Genomic DNA, 23,187 nt, shown 5'->3' on the forward strand with positions numbered 1-23,187 from the left:
AACATGGACGCCAAGATTTCGACGGCCGAAAAGGCCCAAACTTCCTTTCACGCCCGATGGGCTCTTCTCGCCCTTGCGATCGGCGCCTTTGGCATCGGCACGACCGAGTTTTCGCCGATGGGCCTTCTCCCGGTCATTGCCAAAGGGGTCGATGTCTCCATCCCGACCGCCGGCCTTCTCATCAGTGCCTATGCGATCGGCGTCATGGTCGGCGCCCCCTTCATGACGCTCGCCTTCAGCCGCTTCGGCAAGCGCACGGCGCTGATGCTGCTGATGAGCATCTTCACGATCGGCAATCTCATGTCGGCGATGGCGCCGGGCTACTTCACACTGCTGCTCGCCCGCCTCGTCACCAGCCTCAACCATGGCGCCTTCTTTGGTCTGGGCGCCGTCGTGGCGGCAAGCGTAGTGCCGAAGGAAAAACAGGCAAGTGCGGTCGCCGCCATGTTCATGGGGCTGACGATCGCCAATATTGGCGGCGTGCCGGCCGCAACCTGGGTTGGCCAGCAGATCGGCTGGCGCATGGCCTTCGCAGGCACAGCGCTGATCGGCATTGCCGCCATTGCAGCGCTATGGTTTGCACTGCCGAAAGGCGAGCGCGGCGCGATGCCTGATATCAGGCGGGAACTCGCCGTGCTTACCCACCCCACTGTGCTGCTTGCAATGGCAACCACCGTCATGGGTGCAGGCGCGATGTTCTCGCTATATACCTATGTCGCTCCCACGCTTACCGAGCTCACGGGCGCATCCAATAGCTTCGTGACCCTTGGACTGGTCCTAATCGGCGTCGGCTTCACGATCGGCAACTGGCTTGGCGGTCGACTGGCCGACTGGTCGCTCGACGGCGCGACCAAGATCTTCCTGGCCTTGCTCGCCGCCATCATGTTCGCGCTGCCATTGGCAATGATCACCCACGTAGGAGCCGCCATCGGCCTGCTTCTCTGGGGCGGGGCTGCATTTGCCATCGTCCCGCCAGTACAGATGCGCGTCATGGAAGCAGCGGCAGAAGCGCCTGGCCTTGCCTCCTCCATCAATGTCGGTGCCTTCAATCTTGGTAACGCCCTTGGGGCCGCAGCGGGTGCCGCCGTCATCAGCCTTGGTTTCGGCTATGCGGCAGTTTCGATCGCCGGAGGCATGCTGGCCACTGCCGGCTTAGCGTTGGTGTTGATCGGCACGCGCAAACCGTCATCACTGCCGGCCAATTGCGGCGCTTGAAGGCATGAGGGGTCGAAAGTCCTCGATACCGCGTCCGATCACGCCGTCTGCAGGTTGCTGTCACCGCCTGCAGGCGGCTTCTTCGTTACACGGAAAACCGGCTTCACGGCCAGTTGATTTCGAGCGTAATCATATAGTTGCTGTAGTTCGGAGGAGCCGGCGGCGGATTAGGGTTGGTGGCTGAAAAGATCGAATAGTCGGTTATGCGCGGAGGCGTAGATGGTGGCTTCACGTCCGGCCTCCAGGAGGCCTTGATCGTTATATTGTCCGTGGCGCGATAAGAAAGATTGAACTCGCGGTTCCTGCTTGTGCCATCCCGGGAATGCTTGCCCTCCAAGGACCATTTATCCCATGATGCTTTCAGGCTCTCCGCTGTCTGGGTGCCTTTACGTTCATAGCTGCCACTCAGGGACGAATTGTTACCCTTAGTCGACAGCTCGTAGAGTTGATCCTGAACCTTGCCGTTGAAATCAGTCGTGATCGTGGCTCTGCCTTCGGTCTTACCATCCGACGACCGTGCCTTGACGTTGAAGATAATCGTCTTGTTGCCGACATAGACACCGACGTTCGGATTGAGCCCATTCGTCTTGAAGCCGATGTCGCTCTTCGCCGTTGAATCGAGAACGATCGGACGCTCGGGCGACTGGAAATATTTTCCAAGCAAATCCTGCTGCGGTTTGGTTGGCGCAACGGGCTTACCCAAGGGGTCAAAGGCACCCATGACCGTGCAGCGCTGTCCGCTCACCCAGCTGTTGACCGCAAAGATCAGATGTCCGTCGTCGCCAATTGCGGCTACGCCCTGATGCAGGCTGTTCCTCAGGTTATAGCGACCGCAGCAGGACAGGGCGTTATCGCTTGCCGCTTCGAAAGAGCGGCCGGAAAAAACGACGCCGGACGGCAGTCCCCATTCTGCACTGCTGCCTAGAATCGGGCAACTGGAGAGCGGTATCAGCCGGTAGCTGTTCAAATCCGTTTGCGGCGTCTGGCCCGTCGGCCTCGTGAGCGGTGCTAATCCCATATCTGATCTGCCGTTTCTTGATCCGTTGACGAAGGATGAAAAATGGAGTGCGATGCGATTTATGCGTGTCCTGCCCGGCTGAGTTAGGTCGGCAAATTTATTTGTCCAGTCGCGGGTTTTGTTTCTGATCGGCTGCGCCGCACTTGCCGAATTAGCCCACACTCCTAATTTGTCTGATGAATTAAGAGCCTTCGGATTGCCTGCGCAGGTTGCTTTCGGATAGACCCTTTCCATCTCTCGTGTTCAGATTCTCCGGAGCATCGAAATGCGTCTTGAACCGCAGCAGCGAATTTACGTCTGCTTCTTCCTCTTTGCGGTCTCGATGGGGGCGATGCTGTCGCGCCTTCCCGATCTGCAGGATGCCTTGCAGATCGACAAATCCGAGCTCGGCCTGACACTGATCGGTGCGGCCATCGGCGCGCTGATATCGCTCACCTTCGCCTCCCCGATCGTTGCGCGTCTCGGTGCGCGCAAGACGGCATTCATCACCGTGCTCGGAACCTCTGCATCCCTTGCGCTCGTGCCATGGATGGGCGTTGCTCCGCTGGTCTTCGCGATCCTGTTTTGCGAGGGATTGCTGGCGGGAGCGCTCGAAATCAATCTCAACGTCGAGATCGATCGCATCGAGGCCCAGCTTGGCCGCGGCGTCATGAACCGCGCCCATGGGTTCTGGAGCCTCGGTTTCTTTGTAACGGCACTCGTGTCGTCCGTGATCCGGCAGGAGGGCGTGCCGATGCACATGCATCTCGGCCTGACATTTATCTTCGTCCTCATCGTCGGCTCGATCACCATTGCCGGCATGCGCAACGCGCCGGCCCGCCCGACCGAGGATCATGTCGAGACCCATCACATCGCATTGCCGACCCTCGGCCTTTTGCCGCTCTGCGTCATCGGCATCGCGGCATTCCTGGTCGAGGGTGCTGGCATAGACTGGTCAGCGATCTACATGCGCGACGTCTTTCACGTCGAGCCCTTCGTCGGCGGTCTCGGCCTGACGCTGTTCACCTTCTTCATGGCATTGACGCGATTGTTTGCCGACCGGTTCGTCGATCGCTACGGCTCCCGCTCCGTCGCGCTTTCCCTGATGCTCCTGGCGATAACCGGGCTTTGCGCGGTCTGGCTCGCACCTCACCCCAACGTCGCGCTTCTGGGATTTGCCTTCATGGGCGCCGGCTGCAGCGCGGTCTATCCGCTTGTGGTCTCGGCCGCCGCCCAGCGCACCGATCGTCCCGCCCATGTCAACGTCGCGGCCCTCGGGCAGATGTCCTTTGTCGTCTTCTTTCTGGCGCCGCCCTTGCTTGGCTTCATTGCCGAACACGCCGGCATTCGCACCGCCTATCTGGTGTGCATCCCGGTCATCCTGGCCGCCCTGGTGGGTGTGGGTTCGCTTTCTGGACGCCGAAGCGCCTTTGCGTAAGCATTCTGCGATCCCGGGAAAGCCTCCTGCAATTAAATCCGTCGGGATCCATTATTCACAGTGAGGGAACGCTATACGCTTCCCCTCTTCCGCAGCCGAGCGTGGGTATCGCTCGCCTGCGGTGCTTTCACCAAGCCAGGAGCTTCGGCCCGCTTAACGCAGCGACCGGAATGCCGCTCTGACTTCGTTGGTAAAAATCGCCGGCTGCTCCCAAGCCGCAAAATGCCCGCCATTGTCGGTTTCGTTGAAGTAGATCAGGTTGCCATAGCAACGCTCGGTCCAGCTTTTCGGCGCCTGGTAGATTTCACCCGGGAAGACACTGACCGCAACCGGCAGGGTCGGAATCTGGATGGCATTGAAATTGTTGGAATGGTCTTCCCAATAGATCTGGGCCGCAGAGGTTCCGGTTTCCGTGAACCAGTAAAGGGAGATGTCATCCAGCATCTCGTCGCGGGTCAGGACCTTTTCCGGCTGCTTGCCGCTATAGGTCCAGGTAGCGAACTTGTCGTAGATCCAGGCCGCCAGGCCCACCGGCGAGTCGACGAGCGAATAACCAATGGTCTGCGGGCGGGTGACCATCATGTTGGCATAGCCCGAGCTATCGCGATAGAACTCCGCCAGCTTGTCGAAGCAGGCTCGCTCCTTATCCGTCAGATCGGCCGGAGCGGGATCGCCGGCCGCCAGAATATGGGCAATTTCCTTGGGAACGATCCCAGGCATATTGAGATGGATACCGAGCAATCCCGGCACGTTCTGGAGTGCCATGCGCTGGGAGATGACGGAGCCGCAATCGCCGCCCTGCGAGACGAAGTGCTCGTAGCCAAGACGATGCATCAGCGTGCCCCAAGCCCGGCCGATATGGTCCGAGCCCCACCCCCTCGTCGTCGGCTTACCGGAGAAGCCGAAACCGGGGATCGATGGCACAACGAGATGAAAGGCGTCTTCGGCGCTGCCGCCATGCGCTGTCGGATTCGTCAAGGGATCGATCACCTTGAGCATTTCCAGGATCGAGCCCGGCCAGCCGTGGGTCATGATCAGCGGCATTGCGTTTTGATGCGGAGAACGCACGTGAATGAAGTGAATATCCAGCCCGTCGATTTCCGTGATGAACATCGGCAGGGAATTGAGCTTCTGTTCCACCTTTCGCCAATCATAATCGTCGGCCCAATATCCGACGAGATCACGCAGACGTTCGAGTTGCACGCCCTGGGAGTCGTCAGCAACATTTTCCTTGAGTGGCCAGCGTGCCATTGCAAGCCTTTGCTTCAATTCGGCAATTGCGCTGTCGGGTATATGGACCTTGAACGGCTTGACACCGTCGGGCAAAGCGTCCGATGCGGAAAAGGACATGGCAGGCTTCAGGAGCGAGGCCGCTCCAGCGACGGCAGCCGCAGTCACAAAGGCACGTCTATTCATTGAGAATGATAAAGGCGACATCAGAATCTCCATATGGTTGGGAGGTTTGTTGAATGCCGCGAAGTTTTGCTCTGTGCGTGTATCCCGGTTGTGTCCTCAACCCAGCCAAATTGTATCCTTCCATGTCCTGATCGACCGAGGCTACAATAGAATACAGAACTACGCGCGTTGACTTTGCCACCGACAAAATGCACGCCGGAATTCCGGAACCCGCCAAATTAGCCGGCGAAGAAGAATTTTGGAGACCTCTCCCGAGGCGGCACCATGGAGATTGCGCGGGTTTGTGAAAGTTGTCTTCCATGATGATGGAAGCGGCTCGATAGCCGCTTGCTCGGAGCAACGCTCGCCCATCGGCCAAATAGAGGCGGCTATCCCGGCGGGAGGAGAACCATGGATATAGCCGGCCGCGTATGATGAGATCAGGCCGGCAAATTCCACTTAATCGCGTTAGCGCACCTTACGGCGCATAGCGCGTGAAGACGTAATCGTGATCCCTAACGTTACCGACATGGCAGCTCAGACAGGTTTCATGTTGGGCGATATCGACCGGCTTACCATCGACGAACCGCCCGAAACCCCAGCCGTGGCTGTCGGGATATTTCTTGGAATCCTTCACCATGACCTGAACCGTGGTCGGCGCTCCCGGCACCGTTGCCGGTGCGAACTCCGTCGATTGCTTGCGCTTATAGGCCAGCTTGACGAGGATGGACCCATCCGGAAAAGGTAGGGTACCCTTCTTGTAGGCGTCGACGGCGATATCGTTGCCGAGCACGGCGCGAAGTTCGTCGAGCGGCGGAGCCTCCTGCGCAGGCGCAATGAATTTCCAGTCCCTGTAGTCTTCCGGTATGGTCACACCATAGATCGGCGAGGCATTTTCCGGCGGCGTCGCGGAACCCGCCGATAGCGAAGCGGCGACGCCGACGGCAAGGCTTGAGACGGCAAATGCACCAAAGAACGCAAATTTCATTCTGGCCTCCTGCCTGATGGATGATCTCGCGGGAAGATCGCCTGGAATTGTATCCGCGAAATTTCAGGAAACGGCGCGATTGTATCGCAATGTAGCCGGCGAGGCCCATTCGTGTGAGCCGCTCATCGGAAATCGGGTGGCGGCAGTTCCGGTTCGGGCGCTAGGCTCCAGGTTATCGCGGCATTCGCAGGCCTCGAACGCCCTCGAAAGCCCGCCCAGACCGAGGATATGAACATGAACGTATCGATCTCTACTTTATCTCCGGGTTCCTTGGAAAGCCCCATCGTGGCCCGGGTCGACGCCTATGACTGGCCGTCACTGGCGGGAGAACTTGACGGCTTCGGCTGCGCCGTTCTCCCGAAGCTTCTCGCATCCGATGAATGCGCTGCGATCTCCGGGCTCTACCCCGAGGAACGTCATTTCCGCAGCCATATCATCATGGCGCGCCACGGTTTTGGAAGAGGCGAATACCGCTACTTCAGCTATCCGCTGCCGGAACTTCTCGGTGGATTGCGCACAGCGCTTTATCCTCACCTTGCCGGCATCGCAAACGGCTGGAACGAACGGATGGGCATCGAGGAGCGCTATCCCGATGATCACGCTGCCTTCCTGAGGCAATGCCACGAGGCCGGTCAGAGGCGCCCGACGCCGCTGCTGCTGCGATATGTGCCTGGAGACTTCAACTGCCTGCATCAGGACCTATATGGCGAACTCGCTTTCCCAATCCAGGTGGCCATTCTGCTGTCCGAGCCGGGGCGGGATTTCACCGGTGGTGAGTTTGTCCTGACCGAACAGCGGCCGCGCATGCAAAGCCGCGTGGACGTCGTGCCGCTTCGACAAGGTGATGCCGTCGCCTTCGCAGTCCATAATCGGCCTGTACGGGGATCGAAGGGGAACTACCGTGTCAATCTCAGGCACGGGGTAAGCCGGGTCCGCTCGGGCATGCGCCACACTGTCGGCATCATTTTTCACGACGCCCGCTGAGGGCGTCGCTACCCGACGAAGCCGGCGTAATTTTCTCCGGTAATTCTGTCCATGATGGCCGAGTATGCCTCGTGATTCTGATCGCCCGCCAAGATGCGCCCGAGCGACGGCTGCGCGAAAGCCGACATAGGCAGGAGGGCAAGCGGCGTCGAGACGGGTGTGAGATGCGACCCCTGCCCGGCGCGCAATGTCGTCAGCAGGCCAAACATCTCGCCGGTGATACTCGGCCGCGACAATATCGCCATGCGATACTGCCCGGACGAATTCGTCACCAGATAGATATGCCCCGACAGGTGCGGCACCGACACCGAACCTTGCTGTGAAAACGAGGCATCGCTGCGCTCGCGTTCCCGGAAGCTCAAACATGTCCGTTCTCCATCCCAGGCGATCTCGGTGCAATAGGCAAAAATCGCCTTCGTATCGCCGAAGGACGGACGAAGCGTCAGGTAGGTGCCTTCCAGCCAGGAAACCGAGGCGCGGGAATAGGCCCCAAGCTCTTCAGGGGCATGACCGGGCCTGTCGTTGACGACAGGTGCTTGCGTTCCAGCAGGTTCCCGCAGGACGACGCCCATGGCCTGCTCAAGCCGAATGAGGGTGGCAAGCGTGAAGGGGCGATGGCCGGAAAGAGCCTTCTCCAAGGTCGAGAGGCTGATACGTGCATCATTGGCAAGACGCTGCCTGGAAATGCGCCGTCGGGCGATCTCCTCGCGAACCCGCGCCGCCACGGCATTGTTCTGGCTGTCGGACAAATAGGGGTCGCCCTGGACCATTCCTTCGTTTCCTGTTTGCGTAATTTTCTTCACAATTCCACACATGGCCGTAACCGGCAAGACCGTTTGCGGCAAGATGCGGACGAAACAGGGCAAAGCTTACGCTGGCGAGAAAATGGCCTTTGTTCACAATGGCTTCAGTCATTTCACCAACGAATAAGGAGCCTGTCATGTCAGCCTCGCCAAACGTCTCGCGCTACCAGAAGCGGCAAAGTTTCCTCATCAGATTCGGCCTGCTGCTCTGGTTCAGCAATGCCGTCCTGCTGCCGGTGCTTGCCGTCATTTTCGCACTGCTGCATCCCCTGGAATCGCACGCGCAACCGGCAGCCTTCGTCACGCCGAACCAAATGGGCGCGGGCAGCCTTCTTCTTCAGACCAACGAAGACGGAAAATATATCGAGGCGCCCCGCCTTGCGACCGATGTCGATCTCGACATCAATGGGCCGACGGCACGCGCAGTCCTCACGCAAGCCTTCGAGAACACGACCGACAAATGGGTCGAAGCCCTCTATGTATTTCCTCTTCCGGAAGACAGCGCCGTCTATTCCCTGAAGATGATCGTCGGCAATCGGGTCGTTGTCGCCGATATCAAGGAGAAGCAGGCTGCGCGCGCCATATACGAGAAAGCGCGCAAAGAAGGAAAGAAGGCGTCCCTGGTCGAACAGCAGCGTCCGAATGTCTTTACCAATACGGTCGCAAACATCGGCCCACATGAAAAAATCGTCGTGCAGATTGAATATCAGCAGTCGATCCACCTGGCGGACGGTCGCTTCTCCCTGCGGGTGCCGCTGGTCGTCGCACCGCGCTACAGCCCGCAAGATGCGTCGCCCATCACGCAACAAGCCGATTTGAAAGCCGGCTGGGGTCAGTCCAAACAGAGTTCATCGCGCAAGGGCAGCAACCAGCCCATCTCCGCGCCGCTCATGGCCCCCGGCGGCGACCACACCAACCCTGTCACCCTCAAGGTCAATCTCAATGCCGGCTTTCCGCTCGATGACGTCAAAAGCCTCTATCACGCAGTCAAGATCGACAAAGTAAGCGATAGCGCGCGCCGGATCGTTCTTGATGGCGATGCGACTGCGGACCGCGACTTTGTGCTCGAATGGAGCGCGGTCGCAAGCAATATGCCAAGCGTCGGCCTCTTCCGCGAACACGTCGGCAAGGATGACTATGTGCTTGCCTATGTGATGCCGCCGGCGGTGGCGACGCCGCAAAAGGCCGGCCGCGAGGTGGTTTTCGTCATCGACAATTCCGGCTCGATGGGCGGCACCTCGATCGAACAGGCAAGGGCGAGCCTCGATTATGCCCTGTCCCGGCTCGAGCCGAACGACCGCTTCAACGTCATTCGCTTCGACAACACGATGACCAAATTCTTCCCCGATTCGGTCATGGCAACGGCTGAGAATATCGCCTCGGCCCGCCGCTTCGTTACCGGCCTGGAAGCTGCCGGCGGAACGGAAATGCTGCCGCCGCTTCAAGCAGCACTCGACGACAGCCACCAGGCCAACGGATTGCGCCAGGTCGTGTTTCTGACCGACGGCGAAGTCAGCAATGAGCAGCAGCTTCTCGATGCCATCGCGAAGTCGCGAGGACGCTCTCGCATCTTCATGGTCGGCATCGGTTCCGCGCCGAACACGTACATGATGAGCCGCGCCGCCGAACTTGGCCGTGGCAGCTTCACCCACATCGGTTCGGTCGCCGAAGTGAACGAGCGCATGCGCGCCCTATTCGACAAGCTGGAGAACCCGGCTGCCACCGACGTCGCGGCTGCCTTTTCGGAAAAGAATGTCAACCTGTCACCAAACCTCCTGCCCGACATCTACCGTGGCGAACCGCTCGTTCTGGCGGCCCGTATGGGAAAAGCAGCCGGAACCCTGACCGTCAGCGGCAAGATCGGTGACCGCCCGTGGACGATCTCCCTGCCGCTCGATCAGGCAAGCAATGCCAAGGGCATCTCGAAGATCTGGGCACGGCGCCAGATCGATGATGCCGAGGTCAATCTCACGCTCGGCAAAATCTCGCAGGCCGATGCCGACAAGCGCATCCTGCAATTGGCACTCGACCATCACCTGGTGACGCGCCTCACAAGTCTCGTCGCCGTCGATACGAAGCGTCTGCGATCGACAAACGCGCCGCTGACACAGGCCGACATTCCATTGCAGCTTCCCGCGGGCTGGGATTACAACAAGCTCCTCGGCATCGAGGCAATGCGGGATGCGAAGGCTGATGCAAGGCATCTACAGACGGCCGATAAGTTGCAGAGCGTCGATGGCAACGCGGAACTTGAGCCTATCTCGGCACCGGCTCAGGCCAGCGTTCCGCTGCCGCAGACCGCAACGCCCGGAATGCTTCTCATTCTCCAGGGATTGGTTGCCCTTCTATGTGGAGCTTCGCTGCTGATCCTCGCATCGCGAAGGAGCCGGGCATGATCGCCGCCACTCGCCTCCAAAGCATCGGGAGCGCGCCAGCGCGCTCCCTTCTGACTTTTGCGGCCGGTATTTTCATCGCCGTTGGTCTCTTCCTCGCCGCACAGGGAGGATGGATCTATGCCAAGGCGGCTTTGGCCCAAATCCTGCTGGAGCGTGCCTTTGTCGAAAGCGTGATATCAGGCGCACCGGTCAAGCCCTGGAGTTGGGCCGACACCTGGCCGGTGGCGCGTATCGAAGTTCCGCGCCTTGGCGTTTCCGCCATCGCGCTCAAGGGTGCAAGCGGCCAGGCGCTTGCCTTCGGCCCCGGCCACCTCGACAATACCCCGCAGGCCGGCGAAGAGGGTACGGCCGTCTATGCGGCGCACCGCGATACTCACTTTACCTTCCTGAGAAATATCAGGGAGAACGACCGTATCCGCGTCACGCGCAGCGATGGCCGGACCTTCACTTTCCGCGTAACCCATATGGCCGTCGCCCGTTGGGACGAGGCCGAGATCGATCCCTATGCGCGCGGCACCCATCTCGTGCTGACGACCTGCTTTCCCTTCGACGCCGTGACCTCGGGGCCGCTGCGCTATCTGGTCTATGGCGATCTCGAAGGAACCACGGCGAAATAGACCACGGCCAGCCATATGGAAATCTAGCCTACCCGCCGTTGCGGGTAGACGCTTCCGAGTAACGCGCGTCCATTGGGGCGAGGCCCTTGGCATTGGGTTGTGTCAGGATACTATAAAGCTCCGGACGGCGGCCTCTTATCCAGCGCTGGCCCGTACACTTGTCGAGCAAGGCCAGATCGATTTCAGCGCTCACCCTCGCATCGGCGGCAGCCCACGTTTCGGCCAGTATGCGCCCATAGGGATCGAGAATCATGGCATTGCCGGTGCGTACCTCGTCTTCATCCTGGCCGACCCCATTGCTGAAGACGAGGAACATTCCATTGTCGTGGGCACGCGACGGCAGCCAGCGCATGAACCACTCCCGGCCATTTTGACCTCGAAATTCGGCCTCGATCGCCTCCGGATCTTTGTGTCGATTGATCCATTTTTCGATCGGTATTCGCTTCAGCCCGTGCGGACTAACCGAATGGCCGCCGCCGGCCTGATGCGGCGCGATCAGCAATTCCGCGCCAAGCAGGGCCGTGGCCCGCGCGTTCTCGATCAAGTTATTGTCCCAGCAGATCAGGATGCCGGCACGAATTCCCCACGGTGTGTCGAAGACCGTGAAAGCTTCGCCGCTGGAAATGAGGCGATGCTCCCACGCATGCAGTTTACGATGGCAGTGGATGTGGCCATCCGGCATACAGACCGCATAACTGTTGTAGAGCTTTCCGTTTTCGCCCAACTCCAGAAAGCCGGCGCCGATCGCTATGCCCTTCTCCCGCGCCAGGACGGCAATCCGACTGATCGCGGGACCGGAGAGCGGCTCCGCCAGCGCCTGCAAAGCGGGACCATCGAGCTTAGGAACATGCCAATATCCGCAGATACACATCTCGGGAAAGACGACGAGCTGATTATCAGCCTGAGCGGCTTCTTCCGTGAAATGCTCTATGCGGGAGAGATTGTAGGCCTTGTCATTGGCCCGATGCTGAAACTGCACGGATGAAATTTTGAGCGTCATGTCGATTGCTCCTTTCGCCATGAAACAATTTGACCACGCGGCCTCCCTTTCGTAAAATGACTTTATCGATTGAAATTATTCCTGAATAGAATGGAAATAAAGCTCCTCCGATCCTTCGTTCAACTGATTGACACCGGCCACTATGGCAAGGCTTCGGCAAAATTGTTCGTCACCCAATCAACCCTCACCAAGCAGATTCAAGCCTTGGAAGCTGCAATGGGCGGAGCATTGTTCGAACGCGGCCGCCATGGCGCCAAACTGACACCTCTCGGAGAACTTCTGCAGCGCGAAGCGCGCCCGCTTCTTCAATTGAACGACGATGTCGACCGGAAGATGCATCGCGCCATGGCCGGCCTCACCGGATATCTCGACATCGGATTTGGAATATCAACCCTTGCTGTCGCGCCACAGCTGATCGCCGGCTTTCGTGCGGCGACGCCGGATTGCGGCATCACGCTCAACGACCTGCCATCGCGAGAACAGCATCAGCGCCTGCTCGACAGCCGGCTTGATGTCGGTTTCTGCCGAGTGCCGGAGGACGATAGCGGGCTGGATTTCATGCCGGTCATTGAAGAGCATCTTGCTCTGGTGCTTCCAAGGGAGATAACCATGCCGGCCCTGGATCGGCTGGCAGAGCTGAATGAGCTTGGCTTCGTGGCACTTTCGCCATCGCGCGGACCAGGGCTGGATGATGAGATCAGGCGCTGGTGTTCGCTTGCCGGTTTCGAGCCTCGCATTGCCCAATATGCCGATGACATACTGACCGTGCATGCCATCGTTTCAGCCGGCCTGGGCGCAGCATTCCTGCCCTGGCGTGGCGTGCAGACATTGGCAGGGTCCAGCCATAAGCACCCTCTCGTAGAACCGGAAGCAAGATGGCCGGTGGGAATCTGCTGGCATCCCAAACATACGAGCCCCCTGTTGGCCCGCTTTATCGATCATGTATCGAAGAATCTGGAATTCGGCCACTTACAGGCCGGGATGCTCTCGAGATAACGGAGGCTTGTGCATCGGCATTCTGCGACGAAAGCGAACAATCACTCTCGTTGCTGACAACGGGGTTATGCATTCCAACCCCATTGTCCGAAAGGCACTAAACTTGCCCGACGTCACCGGTGGACGTTCAGGCGCCTTGATGGTCAAAACGAACCATGTAGCCAAAGCATTGTCGGTGTACCAAGAACTGCCACTGCAATCATTGCCGAAACTGCCATCTTGATCGCTTTGATGCGTCGTGTCCTGACGCCGCTCCAATCATAGCTCAAAGTTACTAACCCTCACAAATCATTAATGATTCGCAAACTAGGGCCGATCCAATTTTCGACAAGGGAATACAATGATTCGCCCACAGCGGATATTTTCAGACATGCCGCACGACCAAGGGCTGCATTACCAAGCAATGTACTGTAACCTTGTGGCAGGCGCCGCCAATATCCCAAATGAGACTATCCACGCCAGCACCGACTCAGAGGGACTGATTCACCGATTCTCGCTGCCGTAATCCTTATCAACCTTAGCCGGGTAGAGGTCGAGCGTTCGATGACAGCGGGATTCTACAATCAAAAGTGTAGCTTATCACCTCAGCTATTTTTCGAAGGTTACGCAGAAAATCCAGGAAAAGCAGTGCATTAAGCGTCCCGGCTAGAGTCTTAACTGTCACACGCTAATCGCTCATTATCCGTTAATCTCTGGACGGCCTGACAGAATCGTGTTCTATCTTCTGGCGGGCAAATGTCGGCAAACCGGCGACAGGCCGCCAAGAGGGATAAATGGCGATAGCGAACCGCACGGAGACAATAGCTCCTTCAAAGGAAAATGCAGCCAGCAAAATTGCGCGGCATGCAACTGTGCTGTCTGGTCAGCTCCAGCAGCTCAGAACGCGTATGTATCCGCCGAAATCCGAGAAGATGCTCCGCCAGTTCCTGACCAATGAAGTGTCAAAGCTCACATCTATCCCGGATTCGACATTGAAGCTGATGTCGAGTGAAGGCCGCGGTCCCGTTCCCAGCCGGTTGGAGAACAATCATCGGGTCTATACGCTTGCCCAAATCAATGAATTGCGGGAGCTGTTTGCCAAGCAGAAGCCGGCAGAAGCGCTTCGCTTCCTGCCTCGACGTCGCCCCGGGGAACATCTGCAGGTGATGGCGATCGCCAACTTCAAGGGTGGCAGCGCCAAGACGACGACCTGCGTCCATCTCGCGCATTATCTCGCGCTGCATGGCTATCGCGTGCTTGCCCTCGATCTCGATCCGCAGGCATCGCTTTCGGCAATGTTCGGCGCGCAGCCAGAAATTGATGTCGGCGCCAATGAAACCATCTATGCGGCGCTTCGATATGAGGCGGCCGAAAGGCGCCCCATTCGCGAGATCATCCGCAAAACTTATTTCGACGGCATTGATCTTATACCAGGCAACCTGGAGGTCATGGAGTATGAGCACGAGACGCCTCGCGTCCTGGCTCAGAAATCCGGCTCCGGTGCGATATTTTTCGAGCGTCTCAAGCTAGCGCTGGCGGAAGTTGAAGACGATTATGATATCGTCATCCTCGATACGCCGCCTTCGCTCGGATTTCTGACACTCAGCGCCATTTATGCCGCAACAAGCATGATCATCACGGTGCATCCGGCTATGTTGGACGTGGCATCGATGAGCCAGTTCCTGCTCATGATGGGCGACCTTATCAGCGTGCTCAACGAAAGCGGCGCGCAGCTCGATCAGGATTTCATCCGCTATCTTGTGACCCGTCACGATCCGAACGATGCGCCGCAGTCGCAGGTCGTTGCAATGCTGCGCCATCTCTTCGGCACTGACGTATTATTACCGACGGCGATAGAGAGCACGGCGGTTGAGGCTGCCGGGCTCGCCAAGCGCTCCCTGTACGAGCTGGAAATGGGGCAGATCGGCCGGGATACGCATAAGCGCGCCCGCGAGGCCGTCGACGCTGTCAACGAAGCGATCGTGCAACTCATCAACGCAAGTTGGGGGCGTGGATGAGCAAAAACCCGAGAAAATCCATAGTCGCCAGTTTCGGCCTGCTCTCAGCGGAATTGGAAAGCAGCGAAAACAAACCAGATCCGTTGCCACCAGCCCCTGTGCCCGCGCAAACTGGCCGTGTCGGCGCCGGCGTCATCGGAGCCGCGCATCGGGCGATCGGCGATATACGTGCCGAACGCGACCGACTGCGTGCCATTGTCGAATCCGGCGAAGGCTGGATACAGGATCTCGATCCTCAGCTGATTGATGCTTCTCCTTATCCGGACCGCCTGCCTGATGACGATCCTCAGGATTTCGAGAGATTCAAGCGCTCCATCGAGGAGGAAGGCCAAAAGGTTCCGATCCAGGTTCGACGGCATCCTTCTTCAAGCGATCGGTATCAGGTCGTCTATGGTCATCGCAGGTGGCGGGCCGCCCTAGAGCTCGGCCGAGCCGTTCGTGCCATAGAAGTCGAGATTTCCGATCTCGATCTGGTGCTGGCGCAGGGCATCGAGAATGCCAGCCGGCAGGACCTGACATGGATCGAACGCGCCTTGTTTGCTTCGCGCATGGATGATGCGGGCATTAAAGCGCGCCATATCTATGCGGCCCTCTCGATCGAAGATGCGGAGCTTGCGCGAATGCGGAGCGTCTATCGCACAGTCCCAGCGGATATCATTGAGGCAATCGGCAGGGCTCCAAAGATTGGTCGCCCGCGCTGGCTAGATCTGGCTAAGGCGATATCAGCAGCCCCGAATGCCCTTAACGCAGCGCGTGCTGCTCTGTTGGATGAAAATGCGGTCAACGAAACCTCGGACCAACGCTTTCAGATGGTATTGAAGGCGATCAAGCCTCCATCTGAGCCGCGCAACACGCAAATTGCGATTTCGGATACATCCGGAACCAAATTGGGTGTGTTCATGACCTCCCCTCGGGAGGTTCGGATCTCTGCCGAGGGCAAACTGGGTACGGAATTCGTAAGATTTATCGAGGAAGAGCTGCCCGATCTTATTGAGCGCTTCACTCGTTCCAGAGACAAACGTAACCCCTGACAGCTGTCAGGGTTTTCTGATTGGAAAGGAAACCTAGCAAAAGAAAAAAGGCCCCCTAAACGTTGCCGTCGCGGAAGCCTTCTCTTCAATGTAGCAACTGAAGAATCGCATTTCCTCGAATCACAGTCAAGAGTCTTTGGCACCGTTTTTGGTGATCGTATTTCTTTTGCCTCTTGAAGGTGAAGAAAATGCAGGATGGAAGTGTAACGACGCCCTTTGGGCGACGGCCGATGACGCTTGCCTTGATTAGGCGGCAGATTGCGACAGCCGCGCTTGAACCAAGCAAAACGGCCGATAAATGGAAGGTATTTCGAGACATATCCGAAGCACGCGAAAAGCTCGGCCTGCAGGATCGCAGCCTGGCCGTGCTCGACGCGTTGCTGAGTTTCTACCCGGATAAGGAACTGCGGCAGGACGCCAAGCTCATTGTCTTTCCTTCCAATAACCAGTTGACCTTGCGAGCCCATGGCATTGCAGGCGCCACGCTTCGCAGGCATTTGGCGTTTCTCGTCGAGGCTGGCCTGATCCTTCGCAAGGATAGTGCCAATGGCAAGCGCTATGCCAGAAAAGGCCGAACGGGCGAGATCGAAAATGCATTCGGCTTTGATATCTCGCCGCTGCTATTGCGCGCCGAAGAACTTGCAATCATGGCTCAACAGGTCGTGGCAGATCGAGTGGCGTTTCGGCATGCCAAAGAAAGCTTGACGATTTGCCGGCGCGATGTCCGCAAATTGATTGCAGCAGCGATCACAGAAGGTGTCGAGGGCGACTGGGCTCGGATAGAAGAAAGCTATAGCGCCCTCCTCGCTCGCGTTCCCCGTTCTCCGACGATGTCTAACGTTACCTCTGCTCTCAGTGAGATGGAGCGTTTGCGCGGTGAAATTATCAACCTCCTGAAAAAACAGCAGAAAGTCGAAAATAGTAGCACCAATGATGCCCATAGTGAGCGCCACATAAAGAATTCAAATCCCGAATCCTTCAATGAATTTGAACCAAGCCTTAGAACAGCACTGGAGGCAAAATCTGCGAAAACAGACGCCCGACCAAAAGAGCCGATGCGTACTTTCCCATTAGCTCTCGTGCTGAAGGCATGTCCGGAAATTAGCTCCTATGGCCCGGCAGGCGTAATCAGCAATTGGCGGGATCTGATGTCTGCAGCCATTGTCATTCGATCGATGTTCGGTATCAGTCCGACAACCTATCAGCATGCTTGCGAGACAATGGGACCGGAGAATGCGGCGGTGACGATGGCCTGCATTCTCGAACGATCCGGGCACATCAACTCAGCTGGCGCTTATCTACGCGATCTTACGGACAAGGCAAAACGCGGTCAATTTTCACTAGGTCGGGTACTTATGGCCCTACTTCGCACAAACGCAGGATATGGCGGTGTTATGTTACAGGTTCCATGACATATCAGGTCGTCTTGCCGAGATGTGCTGGTTCCGGAACGTCGCCGACGTTTCATATATTCGATCAGAATGAGCCTTTGACGCGACGCAACCTGGAGATAGCAAGCTATATATTTCTTTCAATTTTGGCCGTCGAATCTTGCCGGCGGCCAAAGTCGCACATTGGATTAACGGCAGATACGTTCCTTACGAACGACCCAATGGCCATGAACCCTGTGCTTTATGGTCTTCACAAAGCAATTGTGGTGATGACGATGGAACGGAGCTGCCTGGGAGGGAGCGCTGACGGCAACAACGGAAACCAGGGCGATAGTGGCAGAGAGAAGCAGGCTTTTCATGTTAAACCTCATAAGCATTGGGGGTGATGCTGCGTGTTTACGCATGATCTTGATGACCGATTAAGACTTAACCGAAAATGAATAGCACCCTTACGATTTTGTAATGAACTTCAGCAGCAACAAATCATTCTATTGGTCATTGGAAGACGCCCTTGGGCGTCAGAAATTAAAGCCGGTTCAAATAGACAATAGGCCTTGCATGGGAGAGGTATGGCTTATGGAAGCTAACCACGGAATAACTTCGCGATAAGAAATTTCCCTTGATAAATCTGGTAGTTAAACAACGTCGAATTTCGGCATGGAATGCGAAGCAATCCGCTTGTTCTGTGATATATAGCAGGGGAGACGCGCAGAACAGTCAAGCAAATTATTGTCCAACAACAGTTCAGATAGCCTGCAAACGGCGACGCATCCTCTTGCGCAGGAGGTCGATCGCTTCTGAAACTGTCGGTCCTTCGATTGGAGGCGACAGAATGCGCTCGCAGAATTCCCGCCAGACGAACAGGGTAAGTTCTGCGCCGTCCGTTTCGGGCTCCGCATTCCCTTCCGCAAATTGGCTGAGGGTACGGTATCGACTATCTTGCCAAAACAGCGTCTCGACCCAATCGTAGATGGGAATGATATGGAAATGAAACGCAAGCCCAGCGCTATGACCATAGCGTCCAATATAGACGCGCGGAGCGAGGAGCTCCTGTTTTAGGGCTGCTTGAGATAGTGCCAGCAATGGACCGATTTCGCGCAAGGCACTATCAGATAGCTCCGAGAGATCATTGGCGGATCTTTTAGAAGTAATGATAAGATAGCCGGGGAGGGCAGAATTTGCGCGATGACTGAGAAGCCATTCGTCCGTCTCAGCAATGAAAAACTGTGATGCAGACCCCATTCGAGCTCCCGGTATCTCTATCATTCGCCGAATACTTTTCGTTGTTTGAAGTGCCAAAGTGGCTTGCTCCCAGAGAGCATGCGCATCTTTTATCCGCCGCTGAGAGAGAGGCAAACGATATGATTCCTCGCCAGTCGCTATCCTTGTTCAACGACCGGCACATTGCACCAATGAAATAGAGGGCGGCGGCGATATAATCGTGACCGCTCCGGACTCGACAGCTCCTGTTGAGTCAGCGCCCTGACCGGCTGAAGAGCAGGCCGGTCTGGTTTCGGAGTTCGTATCAAAACCCTGACAGCTGTCAGGATTTTCCAACTTGCAGATATCGGCGGCCGTTTGAGCAGATTTACTCTGCAAAAGGTGACGGGAGCCAATCCTCGTCATATCGCTCCATCAAAATGCTCAACAGAAACCCTGACAGTTGTCAGGGTCTCTCGTAAGGACGGCGGCGTCGATCTATAGGCTGCACTTGGCAGAGCAAAGGTCTGCCGGGATTGCTAGAAGAGGGGCCGTCGGCAGGCTTGTCCCTGTAGCATGCGGAATATCAGCAGAGCTGCCAACAGTCTTAGTGTTATTACTGCTGCCCGGTAACTCTGCAAGAGCCGGCAAAACCCGAGCCATTCTGAAAAGGCAAGCCTTGCGACGTGGCCCATTAATGTCCACTGGGATTGAGGTCGAGACGAGACTTCGAAGGCTTGGAGGTCGGACGGGCACCTGCGGGCCGATAGCCAAGCAGATCTTGTTCAAGGAAGTCATCATAGCGGAGGCTGAGATCGGCGAACCATGATACGCGCAGAGCAGCCATTCTCTTCTTGCCTAGGCAGAGCGTCGCTTGATCGTTGTTGCCGTCGCGACGCCGCGGAGCGAACCGAATCCTCAGTAAGCGGCTAGCAAGTTCGATCCGAAATCCGGCTCGACACCGAGCAGGGGCGCGGCACGGCTGATAATATCATGAACCATGGGGGCCGCCGTTTCGGCTGCGAGGTTCAGGTTGTGCACGCCTGTCAGCGGCTGATCGATAAAGGCCAGCACCACGTATTTCGGGTTATCCATGGGAAATGCTGCCAGGAACGAATTGAAGCTGAGCTTGTGCGAGTAGACGCCGTGAATGACCTTGTTTGCGGTGCCAGTCTTGCCGCCGACATGATAGCCGGGGACGTCGGCGGCTCTGCCGGTGCCCTGTTCGCCATTCAGCCGGAAGAGATAGCGGATCGTGTCGCTGGTGCTTTTCTTGACCACCATCGTCTCGGTCTTTTCTGCCTCCTCCTGCGTGCGCGGAAGGAAAGACGGCTCGATCAGCTTGCCGCCGTCGATGAGGGCTGCGCCGGCAACGGCAGTCTGCATCGGTGTCGTCGCAACGCCATGGCCGAACGCTATGGTTATGGAGTTGAGCTTCTTCCAAACCTTTGGCTGGCTCGGCGCCTTCACTTCGGGCAATTCCGTTTGCATTTTCGATAGCAGTCCGAAGCGCGTCAGATAGCTCTTCTGGATGGTCATGCCCACCTTGTCCATCATTTTGGCTGTGCCGATGTTGGACGAGTAGCGGAAGATTTCCGGGATCGACAGGACGCGCCGCGGCACGTCGCGGTCATCATGGATGGTGAAGCCGCCGTAGTGCAGGGGAGAGCTGGCGTCGAAGGTGTCCGTCAGCTTGACCGTGCCCGTATCGATGGCCATCGCGATCGAAAAGGTCTTGAACACCGAGCCCATCTCGTCGGTGCCGTTCGACATACGGTTCAGCCAGCCTTTGACATCAGCCTGCGGATCGTTCGGATCGAAGTCGGGTGCCGAGGCCATGGCCAGGACTTCACCGGTATGAATATCGAGAATGACGGCGCCGGCCGCTTGACTCTGGTATCGACCGATCGCGTCCGACACGACGTCGTGGACGATGTTCTGGACGCGCAGGTCGATCGAAAGCCGCACCGGTTCCAGCTGGTCGCGGCTCGTCAGGCCCGTGGAAGCGAGATCCGACAAGCCTTGCATGTCGAGATATTTCTCCATGCCGGCAACGCCGTGATTGTCGATATCGACATAGCCGAGAATATGGGCGGCAGTTCGCCCGCCCGGATAGAAGCGCTTGACCTCAGGTCGAAATCCGATCGCCGGAATGCCCAGCGCCAGGATTTCGCTCTGTTCCTTCGGCGTCAGCTGCCGGCGCAGCCAGGCAAAATGCGAGCGGCGGTCGGCAAGCTTCTTATAGAGGGATTTGCGATCGATATCGGGAAAGATCGAGGCGATTTTTTCCACGGCCTCGTCCGGATCGATCACACGGTTGGGCTCGGCAAACATCGAGACGGTGCGGATGTCCGTTGCGAGCAATTCGCCGTTTCTGTCGACGATATCCGGACGCGCGGCGCTCACATGATCAGGGGGAATTGCCGACGTGTCGGTCCTCGGCTCCATATCGAAATAGGTGAGCCTGGCGAAGATCGCCACGTAGCAGACGAGCAACCCACCTGCGAGCATCATGATGCGGGCTTTGGCAAGTTTGGCGTGGCCAGTTGCCCGCACCGGCGGACGCTCCCGCCCCGCCGCAGGACCGAAGGTAATTCTGATAAGGCGACCGCTATTTGCACCGAGGGCGTGGATGATCGACATGAACGATAATTCGCAAAAACTGGGAGGAGGGCGGGCTTGCCTCTCGATTAACAATCTTTAAACGCAAGATGGTTAACAGGAGTCTAATCATAAGCTCCCATTACCATCCTCGTACATGAAAGAGAGTGCACCAAGCGGACTTCCAGCCGGCAAATGGCAAAGTGGAAATGCTGGTGGGAGGGACACTTTCTAGAAAGCGACGATTGGCGCCTGGAGGACAATAGTGGGTCCAGGCGCTTTGCCATGGTACGTGCGGCAGATTTGGGGCTAGCCCCTCTATCCGGCGTTTACGCCTTCGTCTCTCGTTCCCATCCGCCGTCTTACAATGAGCAATGAACATGCCAGAAAGGCCGTGGCATAGCCGCTGATCAAATACGGCGCAGATCTGCAAATTCCGCCAGTGCTGCTCCAAGCGGCGGGGCCGTCATCATCGCTGCCGCACTAAGTCCCTCGCCGACCGCGGCTACGCGTCCCAAAAGCTCAAGCGGTATCTCCCTCTGCAGCACTACGCGGTAAGGGACAAAAAAGCCGGCGCTGGCCAAACCTGTGGCAAACAGGAGTGCACAAAAACTTACGGGAGATATCTCGATATCGCCGCGTCCGACGTGTCCCATCAATGCAACTAACAGCCCGCCAACGAGGCCTGAACCGATCATCAATTGAAAAGGATCGCGCTGCGCGAAGAACTGTCCCAGTAACAAAGCGCCGATTACTCCGCCGGCTCCCGCGGACGCAACGGAGGCTCCGAGCAAGGCGCTCGAAAGGCCGATTTCCTTGACCAAGAGCGCAATCAAGCCGTCGTACAGGAAGATTAGAAAATAGCCGAGAGCCATGGCCACAATGGCGGTAGCCAGGACAGGCTTGCGGCGAATGTATCTCAGGCCGTCGGCAAACTCCCGGCTAAATTTTCCTTAGCGGCTTCACTGCGATCTGCGCGCAACGAGCCTGGTAAACCAAGGAGAACCAAAGCTGCGATCAACGACAGGCCAGCATTCACCAAGAAAATCTGCTGCAAGTCGAGAAACACAGTCAGAACCCCACCCAAGGCCGGGCCGACAATCTTGGTCAGCTGATTGATGACGTGGCTGAGACTATTTGCAGCCAACAGTCGATCGCGGGTGGCCAGAAGTGGGATTGCCGCCTGCTTTGCCGGCGTGAACAAAGCGTCAGCGCTGGATTTGATGACGACACACACAAGGAGCACAAGGAGATTTGGCGCGAGAACAAATGCCGCCGTTGAAATGGCGCGTATGAGGTTACTCGCTACCAGCAACGTTCGCTGATCGGCTCGATCCACCAGAACGCCAACGGCGGGGGCGAGAACGACATAGGGGTAACGCTAGCGCCAATGTTAAACTTGCAACCCCTATAGGTCCAAGCTGCCATTGGAATGCCACCAGCGCACTCAATGCCACGAAGTCCAACCAATCGGCCAGATCGGAGGGAATCTGGGCGAGGGAGCAGTCGTCGCAGTTTCGGCACCGTGAGCGGGGCGAGGCTATCAGGCCCCGATACATTGCGACTGCGGTCAATATCGAGCTTCGTCATAGAGCCTCTTGTTACTCACCTTAAGCATCTGCTCAACCACAACCGGAGATTATGATCAAAGATGAGGAAGGGCACAATTGCCAATCTAGCGACACTGCCCCAAATCCGCTGCTCTTACCTTGGAGTGCTAGTTTCATACTCTCGATGTAAGGATATCTAATACATTGAAATACATAGATAATTTCTCGATCTGGAAGTATAATCTATGATAGCTTCCGCCTGCGGTTTTGCGCGGCGCCGGGCAGATTATTGTGATGCTCCTGCATCAGCCAAAATCACGGACGCTACAGAAGAGAGATCTGCTTACCTCGTCATCTTCGCTGAAGTCATCAGCTTTCTACAGAACGCCCGCATGGCGGAAACGACGGCGATCAATGTCTGCCGCTTCAAATTTCACGGCTGTCAATCTGCTATCGCTGCCAACCTTGACAAAGTTAAAATGACCGTATTTTAATCACGCTCAAGATATGAGCAAATGTGCTCGTCTCATTGACATGACTTCGATTGTCGAAGGGCAATAGCGCCCCACAACGCCCCGGTTTCCCGGA

The 23,187-nt window shown here is 57.3% G+C and carries 18 protein-coding genes and 1 pseudogene; 10 read left to right on the plus strand and 9 right to left on the minus strand.

What is annotated here, in order from left to right; all coding sequences use genetic code 11:
* Window positions 1-3: 3 nt before the first annotated feature.
* Complete coding sequence (locus ACYJRZ_RS28040) at window positions 4-1,215, plus strand: MFS transporter (protein ID WP_459464224.1); 1,212 nt, start codon at window positions 4-6, stop codon at window positions 1,213-1,215.
* Window positions 1,216-1,318: 103 nt separating this feature from the next.
* Here the strand turns inward: ACYJRZ_RS28040 and ACYJRZ_RS28045 are convergent, their stop codons facing one another.
* Complete coding sequence (locus tag ACYJRZ_RS28045; RefSeq protein ID WP_459464226.1) at window positions 1,319-2,467, minus strand: hypothetical protein; 1,149 nt, start codon at window positions 2,465-2,467, stop codon at window positions 1,319-1,321.
* Between the two features lie 31 nt (window positions 2,468-2,498).
* Between ACYJRZ_RS28045 and ACYJRZ_RS28050 the strand changes: the two genes are divergently transcribed.
* Window positions 2,499-3,650, plus strand: a complete 1,152-nt coding sequence (locus ACYJRZ_RS28050) for an MFS transporter (RefSeq protein WP_459464228.1) — start codon at window positions 2,499-2,501, stop codon at window positions 3,648-3,650.
* A 153-nt stretch (window positions 3,651-3,803) separates the two neighbouring features.
* Here ACYJRZ_RS28050 and ACYJRZ_RS28055 read toward each other — a convergent pair whose 3' ends face one another.
* On the minus strand, window positions 3,804-5,087 hold the full coding sequence (locus ACYJRZ_RS28055) for an epoxide hydrolase family protein (protein ID WP_459464229.1): 1,284 nt from the start codon (window positions 5,085-5,087) through the stop codon (window positions 3,804-3,806).
* 436 nt (window positions 5,088-5,523) lie between these two features.
* Window positions 5,524-6,033, minus strand: a complete 510-nt coding sequence (locus ACYJRZ_RS28060; protein ID WP_459464231.1) for a cytochrome P460 family protein — start codon at window positions 6,031-6,033, stop codon at window positions 5,524-5,526.
* Between the two features lie 234 nt (window positions 6,034-6,267).
* Between ACYJRZ_RS28060 and ACYJRZ_RS28065 the strand changes: the two genes are divergently transcribed.
* A complete protein-coding gene (locus tag ACYJRZ_RS28065; protein ID WP_459464233.1) occupies window positions 6,268-7,017 on the plus strand; it encodes a 2OG-Fe(II) oxygenase in 750 nt (249 codons plus the stop codon).
* A gap of 8 nt (window positions 7,018-7,025) precedes the next feature.
* Here the strand turns inward: ACYJRZ_RS28065 and ACYJRZ_RS28070 are convergent, their stop codons facing one another.
* Complete coding sequence (locus ACYJRZ_RS28070; RefSeq protein ID WP_459464235.1) at window positions 7,026-7,787, minus strand: helix-turn-helix domain-containing protein; 762 nt, start codon at window positions 7,785-7,787, stop codon at window positions 7,026-7,028.
* Window positions 7,788-7,957: 170 nt separating this feature from the next.
* Between ACYJRZ_RS28070 and ACYJRZ_RS28075 the strand changes: the two genes are divergently transcribed.
* Together ACYJRZ_RS28075 and ACYJRZ_RS28080 are read left to right on the plus strand one after the other, a co-directional pair.
* Window positions 7,958-10,216, plus strand: a complete 2,259-nt coding sequence (locus ACYJRZ_RS28075) for a marine proteobacterial sortase target protein (RefSeq protein ID WP_459464237.1) — start codon at window positions 7,958-7,960, stop codon at window positions 10,214-10,216.
* On the plus strand, window positions 10,213-10,833 hold the full coding sequence (locus ACYJRZ_RS28080) for a class GN sortase (protein WP_459464239.1): 621 nt from the start codon (window positions 10,213-10,215) through the stop codon (window positions 10,831-10,833). The genes ACYJRZ_RS28075 and ACYJRZ_RS28080 overlap by 4 nt, the downstream gene beginning before the upstream one ends.
* 28 nt (window positions 10,834-10,861) lie before the next feature.
* Here ACYJRZ_RS28080 and ACYJRZ_RS28085 read toward each other — a convergent pair whose 3' ends face one another.
* On the minus strand, window positions 10,862-11,833 hold the full coding sequence (locus ACYJRZ_RS28085; protein WP_459464241.1) for a nitrilase family protein: 972 nt from the start codon (window positions 11,831-11,833) through the stop codon (window positions 10,862-10,864).
* A gap of 90 nt (window positions 11,834-11,923) precedes the next feature.
* Here ACYJRZ_RS28085 and ACYJRZ_RS28090 point away from each other — a divergent pair, with 90 nt between their 5' ends.
* The 4 genes from ACYJRZ_RS28090 to repC all read left to right on the plus strand — a co-directional run bounded on the left by ACYJRZ_RS28090 (window position 11,924) and on the right by repC (window position 17,269).
* Window positions 11,924-12,829, plus strand: a complete 906-nt coding sequence (locus ACYJRZ_RS28090) for a LysR family transcriptional regulator (RefSeq protein WP_459464243.1) — start codon at window positions 11,924-11,926, stop codon at window positions 12,827-12,829.
* 773 nt (window positions 12,830-13,602) lie between these two features.
* Window positions 13,603-14,826, plus strand: a complete 1,224-nt coding sequence (repA, locus tag ACYJRZ_RS28095) for a plasmid partitioning protein RepA (protein ID WP_459464245.1) — start codon at window positions 13,603-13,605, stop codon at window positions 14,824-14,826.
* Entirely contained in the window at window positions 14,823-15,857 is a 1,035-nt protein-coding gene (repB, locus tag ACYJRZ_RS28100) for a plasmid partitioning protein RepB (RefSeq protein ID WP_459464247.1), read from the plus strand. The genes repA and repB overlap by 4 nt, the downstream gene beginning before the upstream one ends.
* 188 nt (window positions 15,858-16,045) lie before the next feature.
* Window positions 16,046-17,269, plus strand: a complete 1,224-nt coding sequence (gene repC, locus ACYJRZ_RS28105) for a plasmid replication protein RepC (protein WP_459464249.1) — start codon at window positions 16,046-16,048, stop codon at window positions 17,267-17,269.
* Between the two features lie 723 nt (window positions 17,270-17,992).
* Here the strand turns inward: repC and ACYJRZ_RS28110 are convergent.
* The 4 genes and pseudogenes from ACYJRZ_RS28110 to ACYJRZ_RS28125 all read right to left on the minus strand — a co-directional run.
* Window positions 17,993-18,490, minus strand: a complete 498-nt coding sequence (locus ACYJRZ_RS28110) for an HIT family protein (protein ID WP_459464251.1) — start codon at window positions 18,488-18,490, stop codon at window positions 17,993-17,995.
* 876 nt (window positions 18,491-19,366) lie between these two features.
* Window positions 19,367-21,091 (minus strand): peptidoglycan D,D-transpeptidase FtsI family protein, encoded by a 1,725-nt coding sequence (locus ACYJRZ_RS28115; protein WP_459464253.1) that lies wholly within the window; start codon window positions 21,089-21,091, stop codon window positions 19,367-19,369.
* Window positions 21,092-21,459: 368 nt separating this feature from the next.
* A complete protein-coding gene (locus ACYJRZ_RS28120; RefSeq protein WP_459464255.1) occupies window positions 21,460-21,930 on the minus strand; it encodes an MFS transporter in 471 nt (156 codons plus the stop codon).
* Between the two features lie 38 nt (window positions 21,931-21,968).
* Window positions 21,969-22,412: pseudogene (locus ACYJRZ_RS28125) on the minus strand (MFS transporter); the annotation flags it as partial.
* Between the two features lie 432 nt (window positions 22,413-22,844).
* Here ACYJRZ_RS28125 and ACYJRZ_RS28130 point away from each other — a divergent pair.
* A complete protein-coding gene (locus ACYJRZ_RS28130; protein WP_459464257.1) occupies window positions 22,845-23,093 on the plus strand; it encodes a hypothetical protein in 249 nt (82 codons plus the stop codon).
* Window positions 23,094-23,187 lie beyond the last annotated feature (94 nt).

The organism is Rhizobium sp. No.120, assembly GCF_054558365.1.